Origin of the sequence: Corynebacterium sp. HMSC072A04 (assembly GCF_001809235.1) — a bacterium.
Lineage (GTDB): Bacteria > Actinomycetota > Actinomycetes > Mycobacteriales > Mycobacteriaceae > Corynebacterium > Corynebacterium hiratae.
In genome coordinates, this window is the sequence record NZ_KV796804.1 from 75,966 (window position 1) to 92,424 (window position 16,459).

At 61.5% G+C, this 16,459-nt stretch carries 17 protein-coding genes; 4 read left to right on the plus strand and 13 right to left on the minus strand.

The window, feature by feature from the left end:
- Entirely contained in the window at window positions 1-507 is a 507-nt protein-coding gene (locus tag HMPREF2565_RS09675; RefSeq protein ID WP_185963766.1) for a DUF6912 family protein, read from the minus strand.
- Between the two features lie 12 nt (window positions 508-519).
- Complete coding sequence (locus HMPREF2565_RS09680; protein ID WP_010189184.1) at window positions 520-930, minus strand: HAD-IA family hydrolase; 411 nt, start codon at window positions 928-930, stop codon at window positions 520-522.
- A gap of 217 nt (window positions 931-1,147) precedes the next feature.
- Here HMPREF2565_RS09680 and HMPREF2565_RS09685 point away from each other — a divergent pair, with 217 nt between their 5' ends.
- A complete protein-coding gene (locus tag HMPREF2565_RS09685) occupies window positions 1,148-1,585 on the plus strand; it encodes a hypothetical protein (RefSeq protein WP_046647452.1) in 438 nt (145 codons plus the stop codon).
- 42 nt (window positions 1,586-1,627) lie between these two features.
- On the opposite strand, the gene HMPREF2565_RS09690 is transcribed toward HMPREF2565_RS09685, so the two are convergent.
- On the minus strand, window positions 1,628-1,987 hold the full coding sequence (locus HMPREF2565_RS09690; RefSeq protein WP_046647451.1) for a hypothetical protein: 360 nt from the start codon (window positions 1,985-1,987) through the stop codon (window positions 1,628-1,630).
- 161 nt (window positions 1,988-2,148) lie between these two features.
- Entirely contained in the window at window positions 2,149-4,713 is a 2,565-nt protein-coding gene (gene secA, locus HMPREF2565_RS09695) for a preprotein translocase subunit SecA (RefSeq protein ID WP_070517842.1), read from the minus strand.
- 327 nt (window positions 4,714-5,040) lie between these two features.
- Here secA and HMPREF2565_RS09700 point away from each other — a divergent pair, with 327 nt between their 5' ends.
- Window positions 5,041-5,346: a hypothetical protein gene (locus HMPREF2565_RS09700; protein WP_070517841.1), complete on the plus strand. Its 306-nt coding sequence runs from the start codon at window positions 5,041-5,043 to the stop codon at window positions 5,344-5,346.
- A 121-nt stretch (window positions 5,347-5,467) separates the two neighbouring features.
- Here the strand turns inward: HMPREF2565_RS09700 and hpf are convergent, their stop codons facing one another.
- From hpf to HMPREF2565_RS09735, 7 genes are all read right to left on the minus strand, one after another.
- Entirely contained in the window at window positions 5,468-6,106 is a 639-nt protein-coding gene (gene hpf / locus HMPREF2565_RS09705; protein ID WP_046647448.1) for a ribosome hibernation-promoting factor, HPF/YfiA family, read from the minus strand.
- A 172-nt stretch (window positions 6,107-6,278) separates the two neighbouring features.
- On the minus strand, window positions 6,279-6,959 hold the full coding sequence (locus HMPREF2565_RS14295; RefSeq protein ID WP_046647446.1) for a ComF family protein: 681 nt from the start codon (window positions 6,957-6,959) through the stop codon (window positions 6,279-6,281).
- A 34-nt stretch (window positions 6,960-6,993) separates the two neighbouring features.
- On the minus strand, window positions 6,994-8,703 hold the full coding sequence (lpqB, locus tag HMPREF2565_RS09715; RefSeq protein ID WP_046647445.1) for an MtrAB system accessory lipoprotein LpqB: 1,710 nt from the start codon (window positions 8,701-8,703) through the stop codon (window positions 6,994-6,996).
- Window positions 8,700-10,373, minus strand: a complete 1,674-nt coding sequence (gene mtrB, locus HMPREF2565_RS09720) for an MtrAB system histidine kinase MtrB (RefSeq protein WP_305764380.1) — start codon at window positions 10,371-10,373, stop codon at window positions 8,700-8,702. The genes lpqB and mtrB overlap by 4 nt, the downstream gene beginning before the upstream one ends.
- 69 nt (window positions 10,374-10,442) lie before the next feature.
- Window positions 10,443-11,129 (minus strand): MtrAB system response regulator MtrA, encoded by a 687-nt coding sequence (mtrA, locus tag HMPREF2565_RS09725; protein WP_070522560.1) that lies wholly within the window; start codon window positions 11,127-11,129, stop codon window positions 10,443-10,445.
- A gap of 1 nt (window position 11,130) precedes the next feature.
- The gene (locus tag HMPREF2565_RS09730; protein WP_070530849.1) at window positions 11,131-11,751 is read right to left on the minus strand and encodes a dTMP kinase; all 621 of its coding nucleotides are present in this window, start codon (window positions 11,749-11,751) and stop codon (window positions 11,131-11,133) included.
- 33 nt (window positions 11,752-11,784) lie between these two features.
- Window positions 11,785-12,138 (minus strand): DUF4259 domain-containing protein, encoded by a 354-nt coding sequence (locus HMPREF2565_RS09735; protein ID WP_070522555.1) that lies wholly within the window; start codon window positions 12,136-12,138, stop codon window positions 11,785-11,787.
- A 378-nt stretch (window positions 12,139-12,516) separates the two neighbouring features.
- Between HMPREF2565_RS09735 and HMPREF2565_RS09740 the strand changes: the two genes are divergently transcribed.
- Window positions 12,517-13,449 (plus strand): DNA-directed RNA polymerase II, encoded by a 933-nt coding sequence (locus HMPREF2565_RS09740; protein WP_071407248.1) that lies wholly within the window; start codon window positions 12,517-12,519, stop codon window positions 13,447-13,449.
- A gap of 51 nt (window positions 13,450-13,500) precedes the next feature.
- On the opposite strand, the gene manA is transcribed toward HMPREF2565_RS09740, so the two are convergent.
- Together manA and HMPREF2565_RS09750 are read right to left on the minus strand one after the other, a co-directional pair.
- Complete coding sequence (gene manA / locus HMPREF2565_RS09745) at window positions 13,501-14,730, minus strand: mannose-6-phosphate isomerase, class I (RefSeq protein WP_071407249.1); 1,230 nt, start codon at window positions 14,728-14,730, stop codon at window positions 13,501-13,503.
- Window positions 14,731-14,745: 15 nt separating this feature from the next.
- Window positions 14,746-15,699 (minus strand): exopolyphosphatase, encoded by a 954-nt coding sequence (locus HMPREF2565_RS09750; RefSeq protein WP_246819138.1) that lies wholly within the window; start codon window positions 15,697-15,699, stop codon window positions 14,746-14,748.
- Between the two features lie 29 nt (window positions 15,700-15,728).
- On the opposite strand from HMPREF2565_RS09750, the gene cobA reads away from it, so the two are divergent.
- Window positions 15,729-16,457 carry a uroporphyrinogen-III C-methyltransferase gene (cobA, locus tag HMPREF2565_RS09755; RefSeq protein ID WP_053089090.1) on the plus strand — a complete coding sequence of 243 codons (729 nt, stop codon included), beginning with the start codon at window positions 15,729-15,731 and terminating at the stop codon, window positions 16,455-16,457.
- Window positions 16,458-16,459 lie beyond the last annotated feature (2 nt).

Sequence of the window (16,459 nt, forward strand, 5' to 3'; positions counted from 1 at the left end):
CTAGAGCAGTTCTACGAGGATGGGCAGCTCAGTGGGATCATAGAAGGCCATGAAGTTATCCAGGGCATCACCGACGGCAAGCTCGGCGTCTTCGTCGCCGAGGTCAGCATTGTCGATGGCGGCGATAGCCTTGGCGGTGGCAGCCTCGGATTCCTCGATGTCCACGTGGATGGCTTGCAGGTTGTCCTTCGTGATGGTGGCCGGGTTGAGCGCCACGACTGGTTCACCCATGTCCGGCTTCGGGGTCACTACTGAATCATCAACATCGACGGAGATCACCACTCGGCGGTGCGGGAACTTCTCCTCGTCGCCGATGGCCAAGAGCCGCAGGGAGGCCATGGAAGCTTCGAGGAAGGCAGAGTATTCGATCTCTTCTTCGTCGCCCTCAGTGTAGAACTCGCGCAGCGCCGGGGTTACTGTAAATCCCCAACCACTGCGGGCAGCAAGCTGGCCGGTTTCTTCCAGCTCTGTCAGCATGGCAAAAGTAGCTGGCAGGAAGACGCGCACATCCTTCGACACTTAGAACTCACCTTCAATGTCGAAGACTGCCTGGACTTCCACGCTGGTGCGGTCAAAGACCGTGTAGAGCATGCCCACCATGCCATTTTCCACCGCGGCGCGGACGTTGACGATGGAATCATCTACCATGACGCAGTCATTAATCGGCAGGTCGATAGCGTCCGCTGCAGCCTGGAAGGCAGCACGATCCGGCTTTTCCGCACCGACCTCACCGGAAAGCACGACGGCATCAACGATGCCCCGGTATTCCCACTCGCGAATATGCTCCGCGCCTGGGCCGCCCGGATCGTTAGAGAGAATAGCGGTGGCGACTCCGTTAGATTTCGCGGCGGCGAACAGCTCCCGCCAGCGCTTGACGTCTTCTTCGGTGCCGTCAAGCACGCCTACAAAATCGACGATGAGTCCACGCATATTATCTACCCTTCGCATTGAGCTGTGTTTATCGTCCGAAAGTATAGCGAACATACCGCTCGCCTGCTCCCAAAGGCCAAGGCGCAGCGCCTTCTAGCCGCGGATGGCTCCAGCATGGCACAATGAACGTGCGTCCAGCTTCCTTCCCTCCGCTCGCCTTCGCCTGCCTGAGCGCCTTTCTCCGCGCTGCTCATCGCGGATAAGGACCGGATTCCGCATGTATACCCCCATCCCCGGCATGAGCCATCTGCAGCTCTATGTTGCTCCACAGCGTATCCGCTATGAGCGCGAGCCTACCGCTGGTGACCTCGCCACGCGTGACGAGATCCACGGGCTCGTCGTCATTGTTTTAGAAGTTGCCGCCGCTTTGCGGCCGATGAGCCATCTCAACAACCCGCGCTTTGCTCCAGAAATCATCACCCATGTACGCGCGTGGCGGAAGGCCCATGCAGCGGCAGAGCTCCGCGGGGGCATGGCACTCACCAGCTTGCATGCGCGCGCAAACGGCGAGTTCTTCGGTTCAGTGCTGATAGGTTCGCACCAGCGTGCTTTCACCGGCTCCGCAGCCGGGCGGCACATACGTTCCTTCCGGTTACTCTCAGTCGGCCCCAGCCCCAGTATCGCTGGAAGCGACCGGCAAGCTACGGGAGGCTAAACAAAAAGCCAAGGGATAACCTTGGCTGGAAACTGCGGGAGATTAAAAAAGCGAACCGAGCTTGATCAAGATGGGCGTCCAATCGATGCCGGCGAACGCCGCGGACGCACTCACCAGGGCCAAGCTGATACCGCCAAACATGGTGGCTCCGACCACAGGCAGGTTCTTTGCAGCTTCCTCGGAGGTTTCCGGAGCAGACGCAGCGCCGCACTGATTGGCCACGGTGTCCTGGGAGCTGAGCACGGCGTCCTTGGAGGACTCATCGTCCTGCGAGCTCAAGACGGAAGAGAGCTGGCACTGCTCCTCGGGAGCAAGCTCGATAGCTGACGCAGCTGCGCCGCCGCCCAACAGGGTGGCAGATGCGAACACGGAGAGACCTACTCGCAGAGACAAGCGGCGCATACTAACTCAACCTTCCGAAGCAGAACAATTAATAATTTGACAGTATATACCTAACTGCTTCCAATAAAAAGGCGCCGTGGGGAGTTCTTCCCACACGGCGCCTCATCACTTTCCGCGCTTTCTAGCGCCCGCGCGTCAGCGCAGTTTCAAGCCGCGGCAGATTAAGCTTCCGCTTCCGCGTTTGCTTCACCCGCTGCGCTCGCCTCTTCCTGGGCCTTGAACTGCTTGCGCAACATGAACAGCTGGCGGACGGTTTCTTCCTTCACTGCGTCGTTCATGGCGTTAAACATGTCGCCGCCCTCCTTCTGGTATTCCACCAGGGGATCGCGCTGCGCCATAGCACGCAGGCCAATACCTTCCTTGAGGTAATCCATTTCATAGAGGTGCTCGCGCCACTTCTGGTCGATGATCGGCAGAATGATCATGCGCTCGGTATTGCGCATCTGGTTCTCTCCGCCGATGGCAGTCACAGCGTCTTCGAGCTTGTCGTACTCGGAGTTGGCATCAGCTAGGAGGGCATCGCGCAGCTGCTCCGCGGTCAGTTCGCCGGCAGCGCCGTATTCGGTGCCGTCAACGAGCTCCTCATGTGTCATGGTCGGCCCGTACAGGGAATCCAACGCATTCCACAGCTCATCGAGATTCCAGTCCTCCACGTAACCGGTGGCAGTAGCCCCTGCCACGTAGGCAGACACGGTGTCATTGATCATCGTCCGGATGTTGTCCTTGATGTCGTTGGCCTCAAGGATGTCGTGGCGGGTGGCGTACACCACCTTGCGCTGCTCGTTAAGAACTTCGTCGTACTTGAGCACGTTCTTACGCATCTCGAAGTTCTGGTTCTCCACCTGTGCCTGCGCACCCTTGATAGAGTTCGACACCATCTTGGCCTCAATCGGCACGTCATCCGGCACGTTGAGGCGGTTCATCATGTTCTCCATGGACTGGCCCACGAAGCGCACCATGAGCTCATCGCGCATGGACAGGTAGAAGCGGGTCTCGCCCGGGTCACCCTGACGTCCGGAACGGCCACGCAGCTGGTTATCAATACGGCGCGACTCGTGGCGCTCGGTGCCCAGCACGTACAGGCCGCCGGCCTCACGGACCTCATCGCCCATCTTCTTGGAGCGTTCCCTCTCCTGTTCGATCTCAGCGTCCCAGGCTTCCTGGTACTTCTCCTCGTCCTCAAAGGGATCGAGGCCGCGGTCCCGCAGCTTCTCATCCAGGATGACCTCGGGGTTGCCACCGAGCACGATATCGGTACCACGACCGGCCATGTTGGTGGCCACGGTGACGGTGCCAGGGCGGCCAGCACGGGCGACGATCTGGCCCTCTTCCTCGTGGTGCTTGGCGTTGAGCACCGAGTGCTTGACGCCGCGCTTGCTCAGCAGCTGGGAGAGGTACTCGGAGCGTTCCACGGAGGTGGTACCAACGAGCACCGGCTGACCGGCAGCCACGTGCTCCTCGATGTCATCGACCACCGCAGCGAACTTCGCTTCCTGGGTCTTGTAGATGCGGTCGGAGTGGTCGGTACGCTGGTTCGGCTTGTTGGTCGGAATCGGCACCACGTCGAGACCGTAAATGGAGTGCAGCTCGGCCGCCTCAGTTTCTGCGGTACCGGTCATGCCGGAAATCTTGTCGTAAAGGCGGAAGTAGTTCTGGAGGGTAACGGTCGCCAGCGTCTGGTTCTCGTTCTTGATCTCCACCTCTTCCTTCGCCTCAATAGCCTGGTGCATACCTTCGTTGTAACGGCGACCAGCCAGCACGCGGCCGGTGAATCCATCCACGATGAGGACCTCGCCATTGCGGACGATGTAGTCCTTATCGCGGGTGAAGAGCTCCTTCGCCTTCAAAGCGTTATTGAGGTAGGACACCAGCTGGGAGTGCTCAGGTGCGTAGAGGTTTTCAATGCCCAGCTGGTCTTCGACGAATTCCACGCCTTCCTCAAGCACACCAATGGTGCGCTTCTTGTGGTCCACCTCGTAGTGGATGCCCTCGCGCATCTTCGGGGCCAGCTTGGAAAAGACTCCGTAGAATTGAGAGGACCCATCGACCGGGCCGGAAATGATGAGCGGGGTACGCGCCTCATCGATCAGAATGGAGTCAACCTCATCCACGATGCAGTAGTTGTGGCCGCGCTGGACAGTTTCATCGAGTGAGCGGACCATGTTGTCGCGCAGGTAGTCAAAGCCCAGCTCGTTGTTCGTGCCATACGTAACGTCGCAGGCATAGGCTTCCTTGCGCTCTGCAGGGCGCATCTCGGAGAGGATGACACCGACGGACAGTCCCAGCCAGCGGTGAACACGGCCCATCATCTCGGCGTCACGCTTAGCCAGGTAGTCGTTGACGGTCACGATGTGGACGCCTTTGCCTTCGAGGGCGTTGAGGTAGGCCGGCAGCAGCGAGGTCAGGGTCTTACCTTCACCCGTGCGCATCTCGGCAACGTTGCCAAAGTGCAGGGCGGCACCACCCATGATCTGTACCTTGTAGTGCTTCTGGTCGAGCACGCGCCAGGCGGCTTCACGCACGGTGGCGAATGCTTCGAGAAGCATGTCATTCATCTTTTCGCCATCCGCCAGACGCTTCTTAAACTCGTCTGTCTTAGCCTTAAGCTCATCATCCGACAGCGCCGCGAATTTATCTTCTAGGGCAATAACATCATCAGCAATTTTAGCCAGGCGCTTGACGGTGCGTCCCTCACCGGCACGGAGCAGCTTGGAAAGTCCAAACACGTCTAGATAGTCCTTCTGGTCGCGACAATAAAGTTAACTCGTCGCCATTGTACTCACTAGCTTTTCCGTATCGATTCGCCACCCAACCCAAAACGCAAAATCCGATACTTAGCCCGCGCCCACTCGTGCGCCCATCCTGTGTTTTCTCAGAACCACAGAGCGAGGCACCGCAACGAACCACCAACACCCAACCGCTAACAACCAACTGCTAACAGTTGCGCGCCTCACAACGAAGGTTTATGTAAGGGCGCGACAAGGGCGCCCACTTCCCCAACCCGAAGTTCCCTAACTCACCCGGACGCAGAGCGAGACAGAAAAGGAATGACTATGCAGTTCTCCAAGATTGCCGTAGCTACCGCTACCTCCGCAGCCCTAGCTTTGAGCACCATAACCGCCCCCGCCGCCGTGGCTGATGATTCCGAAGCGCCGCGCGGTGGTAGCGCCATGTGGACCTATAACGCGATCATGACCGGAACCATGGATGCCGTCGCCACTTCCCACCGCCCGGGGTCGCATCCCACCGAAAACTTCGGACTGGATCTGATTCTGGTCACCCCGGTGGCCTTGCTCATGCTGCCACTGCAAAAGCTAGCTGAGGCCGAAGTACACCTGTCCAGCCAATTCGGGGTATAGATCCGTCGCGATAAACGGAAAACACGTTTCCCCGCGCTGCATGTTCAGCGCGGGGAAACGTGTTGTAGCCGGGATAATTTTCCCGAAGGGCTTAAGACTTAGTCCTTAGGACGCTTAGCCCTTAAGCGTCCGTCAGGGAGATAAGGCCGTAGTCAAAGGCGTGGCGGCGGTAGACCACAGACGGCTTGTTGTTCTCTTCGTTGATGAAGAGGTAGAAGTCGTGGCCGACCAGCTCCATCTCGCTGAGTGCATCATCCACGGACATCGGGGTGGCCGGGTGCTCCTTGAAGCGCACAACCTGGCCCGGGCGAACGTCCTCGACCGTCTCTGCGTACGGGTCGATGTAGCGTTCTTCCTTACCGGGCTTAGCCGCTTCAGCCTCGGCGACCAGCTCGGCAGCAATCTGACCGGTACCCTTCTGAGCGCGGTGGCCGGACTTCACGTTCTCGCGGCGCACCTTTACCTTGCGCAGGGAGCGCTCCATCTTGCCCAGAGCGGTCTCGAGTGCCGCGTAGAACGAATCTTCCTTAGCCTCAGCGCGGGCGATGTGCCCCTTACCGGTAGCGGTAATCTGCAGACGCTCTGCCTCAGACTCGCGGCGCGGGTTCGGCTCGTGCTGCAGCTCCACGTGGAAGAAGGTCAGGGTCGGATCAAGGCGCTCGATCTTGGCTAGCTTTTCAGTGACACGTTCCTGGAAGTGCTCCGGAACCTCCACGTTACGACCGGTGATGGTGACCTGAGCGTTGGTCTGCTGGGACATGTAATGCCTCCCTTTACTCGTGGGGACTGAATGACTGCACATTCTGCGGACCTTATTCAAGCCTGTGATTCGAGGCTTAGTGTCCGCTTCCCTGTGACACCCCTCATGCTACCACTGGTCATAACCAACGGGTTCACTGGCCCCCTCTACAGAGGCTTGATGTCGCTCCACCCTACGCGTCTGCCAGGGCAATCGCCCCCGCCACGTCACCCCCGACGGCCCACACGCGAGCGGCGCTGGCGCGGAGTGTCGCGCCGGTCGTGATGACGTCGTCGACAAGCAGCACGCTGCGCCCCGCCAACATCCGGGCGGACGGCAGCAAGCGCACGGCACTGCGCATATTGTCTGTGCGCTCCGCGGCGTTGAGCTGCGACTGATCCGCACTGCCTTCGACCGTCATCAAGGCATTAACCACGTCCCAACCAGGAAGCCGAGCAGACGCCGCCCGGCACAGCGCGGCCACCGGATCACCACCACGCTTGCGGGCCGACGATGCTCGTGTCGGGGCGGGAACCAACAGCGCGGTCTCCGGAATGTCGCCGCGAGCACGCAGGTAGTCGATGCCAGCGGCAAGCACCGCGCCCAAATGCGCGCGCACCGCCTGGTGTCCGCGTTCCTTCATCGCGATGATGACCCCGCGGCGGGTATCGGAATACGGTCCGAGCGCCCACGCCGGAAAACCTAATGGCTGGGGACGTTCCACGCGGCGCGGTATCTGCCGCAGGTGGTGCTGGCAGGCTGCGCACAGCACCCCACCCGCAGAGGTCTCGCCCCCGCACCCGGCGCACGGGCGCGGTAGGAACAGCTCCACGAGCGCGGCGGTGGCCTCCCCTATCCCCCGATGTTTCGGCATGCGCCCTACTCTAGCCTGACTCCTGAGCTGTCCTCTAGCGCGCGATGATCGGAGAGGAACGCACTCCCTGCAGGCCTTCGACCTCACGCCAATAAGAACGCTCGGATCCACCCGCGGGAAGCTGCAGCAGCGCATGCGCATCGGTGACATAAAGCGTCGACGGCGAAGAGGCCACCGCGACCACGGGTGCGGTGATATTTCCGGTGGGCAGTGTGGTGGCCGAAGATCCGTCTTGCTCGATGCGCCACACCGGAGAGCTCGACGCCGAGGTACCCACGAGCAGGGAGCCGTCTGTCTGCCACTCCACCGACAAAGCAGAGCCGGCCAGCTCTGGGCCCACCTGGTGAACGTTGACGATGCGCCGCTCACCCGACGTCGCGCGGGCAACCACACCGGTATAAATGCTGCCATCGATAATCATGGCGATACGCGCTCCCGTCAGGGACAGCCGGATGACGGAGATTTCGCCTTCCACGTTCTCTAATGCGGAGGTGTCCACCTCCGCGGTGCTCAGCTCGCCGGTGGCCGGCGAGCGTGTCACGCGGACCACGTGCTTGCCGTCGACGACGGTCCACGCCACCTGTCCTCCCACCTCGAAGGTGGGGCGGGCTAAAGTTTCACCCTTGACCGAATCCTTGAGCTCGTGGCCGAGCTCGCCCATCGCCAGCTGTGACTCCTTCTCAGAGCGCTTGCGTACCGCGGCGACCATGCCCTCATCGGAGACGTCCGCGGACTGGATATCGTGAATCTGCCCGGCCATTCCCTGCACCTCGGTGCTGCCTTCACCTTTAACCTCGAGGAGTGAGCCGTCATTGACCGCGTAGAGCTTAGGCACGGACTGGGCAGCCACCTCTGGGTTGAACTCAGCAAAGTCATCGATGGTCATTTCCTCCATGCCGTCGACAAGCGGGCTGCCATCGATGGTGGCGCGCACTGAATTCGTGATCTCTGCGTTGTTGAGGGTCCAGACCAACTGGGCGGCGAACTTGAGGCGCTCCTCCTGGGTCATTCCTGCCATCCCACTGAACTCGTAGACGCCATCGTTGATTCCCAAGAAGGTAGCGTCCTTGGGGCTTAAGGTGGACGTCGCCGGCGCGATATCGGAGGACGGCCCCTGCAGCAGCAGGGTCACTAGCTCCGAGGCGATTGACTCCTTCCCCGAATAGAGCCAACGACGGTCCGCCACCAGCAGGCGTTGGGTTGTATCGAAAAAGTACAGCGACTGCGGCCGGTAGCGGTTGCGCAGTTCGGTGCGCTCAATCACAGCACCAGTGGGCAAATCCGTGATGCGCCATTGCCCATTGAACTGGCGCAGTCGGACGGTTGCTTCGATGCGCGAATTATCGGGGACATAAGCCCCGCCATTGGCCAAACGGCCAATAATATTGCCGCGGACCGAGTATTCCAGGTCGCCGTCTTCCATATTGGACGTCACGAGATCGATGGAATCCACCACCAGAACGGTATCCGTGGGGTCCCAGGAATTAGCTATATTCGTCGAAAGGAAGGTGCGGGCGGCGGCGTAGTTACCGGTGGGAATCGCCACCGCCGAATAGAAGTCACGCACGAGGAGATCAGGCTCGCTATCTGTACGCGGTTCGACGACAGCATCGTCTGCCCGGTCATGCGGTTCGAAAGTCCCGATCACTTGCGGATCCGTGTTGTTCGGCAAGGTCGAGCACCCGACGAGGGCTATGAGCGCAACGCAGCTGAACACTGCGAGTGGGCGGCGGGCCGGCATCATCGCTGGGCCTCCTCCTCGAAATCAGGAACGGTGTTGTGATTGAAAGGCGTGTCCACGCCACGGGATTCGCGCTCTGAAGGCCACACGATTCCTGTGTCCGACTCACCTTTAAACACAGGCATGCCCGGCTCCGAGGTCACCTCGAGCGCGGATTGTTCTTCTGCCTCGACCTGCTCCGGGGCGCCCGGCACCTCCAGAGCGATGGGCTCAGACTCAACCGTCTGGCCTGGTGTGCGCGGCAGGATCAGCCGGAAGCGCGAGCCCACGCCGAAGTAGCCAATAGCGTCCAACGTACCGCCGTGCAGCACCGCATCCTCGCGGGCGATGGCAAGGCCCAGACCGGTTCCGCCAGAATGGCGTTTACGGGAAGAATCCGCGCGCCAGAAGCGGTTGAACACCAACTCCTCCTGGCCCTCCTTGAGGCCGACACCGGAGTCGGTGACAGCGATGCCGACGGCGTCCTCCGTCGCCCCGATATCCACGGTGACGGGTTTGCCTTCAGAGTGATCAATGGCGTTCGCGAGCAGGTTGCGCAGGATGCGCTCGACACGCCGTGAATCGCATTCGACGGCCACGGGTTCCTCCGGAACATGGACGATGACCTCCACATCGAGCTCGGCGGCGAGGTGTTCAACCTGGCTCAGTGCGGAGTCTACGCAGGAACGAATATCGATGGAGGCCGTGGACAGATCCGCCACGCCCGCATCGTGGCGAGAGATCTCCAGCAGATCCGCGAGCAAGTCCTCGAAGCGATCCAGCTCCTTAATAAGCAGCTCCGCCGAGCGCTTGGTATAAGGGTTGAACTCATCCGCGTCCGCCGCAATGACATCCGCCGCCATGCGCACCGTGGTCAGTGGCGTGCGCAACTCGTGGGACACGTCGGAAGTGAACTGCCGCTGGAGATCGCCATACTCCTCCAGTTGGGTGATCTGCTTAGACAGCTTATCTGCCATGTCGTTAAAGGAGGAGGCGAGGCGGCCCATTTCATCGTCTGAGTTGACCACCATGCGCTCACGCAGGTGGCCGGCAGCAAAGCGCTGCGCAATGCGCGAGGCGGAGCGAATCGGGACGATCACCTGCTGGGTTGCCAGCCAGGCGATGCCGACGAGGAGGACAACCACCACCACTCCGGCAGCCGAGAGCAAACCACGCATGAGAGCCATCGTGGATTCCTCAGATTCCATGGACAACACGAGGTAGACCTGGGTATTCGGAATGTCGCTTTCAATGGGCGTGCCCACCATCAGCGCGTTATAGGTTGCTCCCGATTGCTGGTCCACCGTGGCGTATTGCTGCACGACTTGGCCCCGGCCAACGAGCTCGCGCATCCCGCCGGGGATGCGGTAGCCCTCCGGGGACGTTGTGGCCGTGCCGTCGGAATTCTCCACGACGATGACCGGTTCATACACGGCCTGGGCGTCGGGTTGTTGCGCCGATAATTGGCCCAAGGCGGCGCGTGCAGAATTGATGCGCACCTGCGTTGAGTTAGCCGTTCCTGTCGCATCAATCTGTTGCTCCACGGCTACGCGGGCGCGGTCAAGCTCTTGCAGCGCGGTGTCCTCTTTCTGGCTCACCAGCTGCTGCGTGAGCACCGACACCAGAGCGTAGGCCAGGATGATCATGACCACCGTGGAGGCCACCAGCATCATGCCCAGCACGCGTGTCTGCAGGGACGTACGCCAGCGCTCGACGATGCCATCCCGGGCTCGCCCTAACCAACCAAAAATAGCGGCAGTCCTTTACTCGGCGGTTTTTCCAGTCTTGTACCCCACGCCGCGCACGGTGAGGACGATACGGGGATCCTCGGGGTCGTGCTCAATCTTCGCGCGCAGGCGCTGGACGTGCACGTTGACAAGGCGCGTATCGGATGCGTGGCGGTAACCCCAGACAGATTCAAGCAGCGCCTCGCGAGTATGCACCTGGCCGGGCTTGCGCGCCATCTCCAGAAGAAGGTCGAACTCCAGCGGAGTCAGCGAGATTTCCTCGCCGCCCTTGCGGGTAACGGTGTGCTCGGGGACGTCGATAAGCAGGTCCCCCACCTCAATAATTTCTCCCGTGCCCCCATCGATTCGACGCAGGCGCGCGCGGATACGGGCGATGAGCTCCTTCGGCTTGAAGGGCTTGGTGATGTAATCATCCGCACCCGATTCGAGGCCGAGAACCACATCAACGGTGTCTGTCTTCGCCGTCAGCATGACGATGGGCACCGAGGACTCAGTACGAATGGCGCGGCAAATATCCACGCCATTCATGCCCGGAAGCATGAGATCCAACAGGATCAGATCCGGGTCATGCTCGCGGAAGGCCGGGATCGCCTCATTTCCATCGTTAACGGCAATAGGCTCCAGCCCTTCTGCCTCGAGCACGATGGTGAGCATTTCGGCGATTGCCGGGTCATCATCCACGACCAAGATTTTCGGTGCCACTTTATTGTTCTCCTACAAGCTCCTTGACAGCTTGGATAATCATATCGGCATCCGCGGTGGCGATCCACCGCCCTGCCCACTGCTGCTCTGCTAAGCGACGGTAGGCGGCCGCCGTGCGAGACTGCAACGCGGCATCGCGCTCATAGCGATCGCGGTTGCGCCCTTCATCCTCTGCTGCACGGGCCACGGCACGCTGACCGGCAAGGGCGACGTCGGTATCCAAAAAGATCTGCAGCTGCGGCACCGGCAGGCCGAAGCGTTCAAACTCGAGCTCATAGATCCAATCGACGATGAGCTCACCGCCGACCCGCGCGGCGGAATACGCAGCGTTGGAGGCCACATAGCGATCCAAGATGAGCAGGCTATCCGTGGACTCAGCGGCGGCAAGGAGCTGCTCTTTGGCTCCGTGCCGATCCAGCGCAAAGAGCGTAGCCATTCCATAGACCGAATCGGTCAGATCCCCCATACGCCCATACAGGGCCTCCTGCGCGAGCTGCGCATGGATGGACTCTTCGTAGCGGGGAAAGCTCAAGACTTCGACATCGCAGGCTAGTTCTTCCCGCAGGCGCTGGGTAATGGTGTTTTTACCCGCGCCATCGATTCCTTCAATACTGATCAGCATGCTGTTATATCTAGCGTGTACCTAGTGCTGCCGTTAGGACAAGGCCTCGATGAAGGGCTCGAGGTCGTAGTCTTCCTCGACCTCTTCGAGCAACTCCAGGGCATGTTCGTTGAGGTTTTCGCTGCCGGATCCGGCGAGATCCCGGATGAAGGGATAGTCTTCGACGACTTCTCCGGCGCTGAACGGGGCGCCTGCCCAGATCGCGGCTATCGTGGCCGCCGCCAAGGCGTTACGCTGCTCCTCCTCGGTCTGTTCTTCGCCCGAGACCGCAAGCGCGCAGGCGTCATCTACCGCGGCAACGATTTCTTCATCCTCGAGGTCTGCCAGTTCATCCAGGAAGTCGACGTTGACCTCGTCGGCGAAGATGTCCTCATCCCATGAGCTCATTGCTTTCTCCTTCATCCTTAAGTGAATTAGGGGTCTGTGTTTTAAACCGCGTTCCTGTGTCCACGGCGGGCCGGTGCAGCTTTACGGGCGGGCGCTCCGCGCAGCCGGTATCTAATCCAATTTCTACCATTCTTTAGATGCCCTCATGCAAGGCTTCGGTCAAGAGCGCTGTTTTATTACGGTCACACCGATCCGCGCCGTCTTCCGACTGCCCCCTCCTCCTGTCCTCCTCCATATGTTGCATTTCACCCACTGCCCTATACCACGCCTGAACGGGGAATTTTGCCCAGGCCATTTACTATCTCCAGATTCGTGTTATCGTTGTTACCGACTTGTGACATTTACGCAGGCTTTTGTGCAGGAAGGAGAGCGCCCCGCATGACGAGCAGTTCACGCCGCATCTTGGTCTTTGTCGCGGCCGGCCTCCTCTGTGCCGTCGCCGTAGGCGTCGCAGTGTGGCGCATGAGCGCGCCCGAATCCGTCGTGTCGAAGCCCTCCGCTGCCACCGCCGTGTCGAGCACCGCATCTTCCGCTCCCTCGACAACGCATTCCTATACCACCACGGCTGCCCCGACATCCACGCAACCGAAGCAATCGAAAACTAATGTCGCCGCGCCGGCAGAGGATCCCTACCTGGCGCCGAATGCCGTGGTGAATCGCACGGAGCCGGTTGGCCCCACGGCCGTCTACCGCCCGGACAATGTTTCCTCACTGCAGAACCAGCAGCCGCAGGCAACTCCGAACAATCCGTACCCGCAGGCGCCGGTCAGCACGGCCCCTGCCGTGCCGCCAACGGACGGCTCTACTCCGGCCTCCGAAACACCGATTCCGGGTACTCCTCAGCAAAGCTCCGAGCCCACTCAGCCGTCGGCCACGCCGGAATCTCAGACCGCCGTGCCGCAAGAGGGCCCAGTGGAGGACCAGGACGGCAGCCAGCCCGCTGAGCAGCCGCAACCCAAGGAACCTACGCCCTCGCAGAACACTGGAGTTCCTGAACCGCTTGGCTCCTTCATCCCGCACCCCGCCGGGTTCACTCAGAACGCGCCCGCGCCTGATGCGGAGCCGAAAGCGCAACAGGGCGAGCCTATCGATGCCGCTCCACAGGGCGGCGAGGTACAAGGCGCCGATGTAGTGGAAGCAGTGGAGCGCGAATCCGCGGCTTACCGCACCAACGAGGCCGCCCCGACTCCCGCCGCGCCGACGGATGATGCTCCCGCGGCGGAAGAGCCTTCCGCAGCGACCCCCACCGCTGCTCATTTAGCCGACAACGGCGAAACTACCGCCGCATCAGCATTGACGCAGTCCGCCTAATTACCCGCGCCGTTAACTAAACGGCAGCAGAGTTAACAAAACGGCCGCAGACTAAACGCGGGCGATAAATACCTCGGCGCCTTCGCCACCGGTGGAACGAACAGAGGCGGCCGGGTCGCTAGCGGGAATCCACGCCGCGTGACCCGCGCCAAGGCTGACGTTTTCTGCCTCGGCATTGCTCAATGCCACCGAGCCGGAGGTGCACAGCACAATCATGGGGCCATCGCTGTCGACCTCGACACTCTCCTCACCAGAAAGCTCGACGCGATCCAGCAGGAACTCCTCAATCGGCACTGGGTAGGACCATGCCTCTGCACCCTTTATGCCTCCTGTCTCGGCTGCGTCTTTCAGGTCCACGCGCGGATCTTCTGCCGCCTGGTAGGTGAGGACTTTAACCAGCTCGGGGACGTCAACAAACTTCGGGGTCAGGCCACCGCGCAGCACGTTATCGGAGTTAGCCATGATCTCTACGCCCAGGCCAGAGACATAGGCATGCAGCTGCCCAGCGTCAAGGTAAATCGCCTCCCCTGGCTGCAGGACGATGTGATTGAGCAGCAACGCGCCCAACACGCCGATATCCCCCGGGTATTGCTCGTTGAGCTTGGCCACGGTTGCCATCACGGTGGCCATCCACGGCTCGCCCGCCTGGTTGCCGCGCAGGCGCTCGCCCGCCGCTACCACCGCGCTGATCAGCTCCTTGCGCTTGGCACCCGGGATCGTAATCCACGTGGTAAACAGCGCGCGGAGGCTGTCGCCTTCAGCGGCAGGATCGGTGTCGAGCATGCCCTCGTAGTGAGCCAGTTCTTCGCAGTCCAAGGCCGCAAAGAGGCTGCGGGTCTGCGCTAGCGGACGGAAACCCGCCATGGCGTAGAACTCCGTGAGCGCCACGATGAGCTCTGGCTTGTGGTTGTCATCCTTGTAGTTGCGGTTTGACGCCGTGAGGTCGATTCCCGCCGCGTTCTCGCGGGCGAAACCTTCCTCGGCCTGCTGCTTCGAAGGGTGCGCCTGCAGCGACAGCGGCTCTGCAGCCGCCAAAATCTTCAGCAAGAAGGGAAGGCCGGCGCCATACTTGTCAGCCACCCGCTGCCCCAGCTGGCCTTGCGGATCCGCCGCGATGATCTCATCCAGCTTTTCTCCCTCAATCGTTGAGGGATCCGCCGGGTGCGCACCAAACCACAGCTCAGCAACCGGGCTTTGAGCCTCGGGCTCGCCGAGCAGCGTCGGAATCAGCGTGCGCGAGCCCCACGAGTAGTTGCGGGCAGCGCTGGTGAGCAACTTCATTGACTTCCTCTGTTTCTATTTCACGTCGTAGGCGGTCGCGGCATAACTGCGCGTAATCAGCTGCAGCGCGCGGGCCAATTCCCCACAGGAGGTATCGGCGCTCGCTGCTGCGAAAGAGTGGGGAAGGTTCGCCTCTTCCTGTCCCCATAAAACAACTCTCAAGGGTACCAAAGGCTCTTCCGATTCAAACGGGTCATAAAAGATGTCCGTCGGAGCGGTCTGCAAGATTGGCCCTAAGCCTTCCGCATCAACAACGGTCCCGCCCAGACCGTGGGCCGCCCACAACGCGCCGGCCATGCGGGCAACAAGCGCGCCGAGGTGTACGCGCGTGCGCTCTTCTGACAGCGCATAAGGATCGGGCCCACAGCTGTGGATGACTCGTCCGCCCTCTGCGAATTCACGCAACGCGCGCCCAGGGTTCGTCGTGGAATCGCGCTGCGGGGACAGCGCTTCCAGCTCACGGTCCACGGCATCGGCGACGTCCTCCACGCGACGAGAAACGAGAACTGGGTCTTCGCTCAGCACCGCGTACACCGCGTGCACAGCTGTAATCATGCGCACCGGGGAAATCCCTTCGGCGGTGGGTAGGTTGTCGATGACGATGGTGTCTTCGGGCGCGTCCTCGATCTCGTTGAGGAGGACGGTCGTGGCACCCCGGCGCGCAGCAGTATGCAGCGCGCGCTCCGCCCACGGGCTATCCCCCGCCACCACCACGACGTCGAGGGCACCAGTAAAGCGCGGCAGCGATTCGCTGACCATGATGGGAACCTCAGCGGGCTCGGCTAGGCCCACAGCAACGTGAGCGGCAGCGCGGGAAACTTGGTCGGCGGCAAGGATGACGAGGCTTCGCGGACGGAGTCCGCCCAGCACGCGAGCAAGCTCCGGCACGGATGCAGCCACCACGCGCGCTTGGGCGCCTTCGTGGGCGATGTCAAAGAAGCCCACGGTTTCGGGGTCATAGGAAGTCATAGGCCCGAGCATAGCTAGGATGAGTGGCCATGAGCATTCATCCGGTAGTCCTTGTCGGCGGCGGCCCAGGCGCGTGGGATCTCATCACCGTGCGCGGCATGCGCGCGCTGCAGGAAGCCGAGGTCATCGTGGCCGATCACCTCGGCCCCACCGCCCAGCTGGATAAGCTGTGCGATATTGACGCCAAGGAGCTCATCGACGTCTCCAAGATCCCCTACCGCGCCCAAGTAGCCCAGGAGCGTATCAACGAGATCCTCGTGGAGAATGCCCGCCAGGGGCGCCGCGTGGTCCGCCTCAAGGGCGGGGACCCGTACGTGTTTGGGCGTGGCTTCGAGGAGCTCACGGCGCTTACCGAAGCGGGCATCCCGGTGGAGGTCGTCCCCGGGGTGACCTCGGCCGTCGCGGTGCCCGCCCTGGCGGGAACGCCGGTGACCCACCGTGGGGTGGTCCATGCCTTCACTGTGGTCTCCGGGCACCTGCCGCCAGGCCACCCCAAGTCCTTGGTGGATTGGGCAGCGCTGGCACGTTCCGGGGCTACCTTATCCGTCATTATGGGTGTCAAGAACGCGGCCGCCATCGCCGCCGCGCTGATCGACGCCTCCCTCTCCCCCCACACCCCCGTGCGCATCATCCAGGAAGGCTCCCTCGATGGTGAGCGGGCCTTCAGCTGCGAGCTCGCGGAGCTGGGGGCCACCATGGAGGAGCACTCGGTGGCTCCCCCGGCGGTCATCGTCATCGGTGAGGTTGCTGGGCTCTAGCC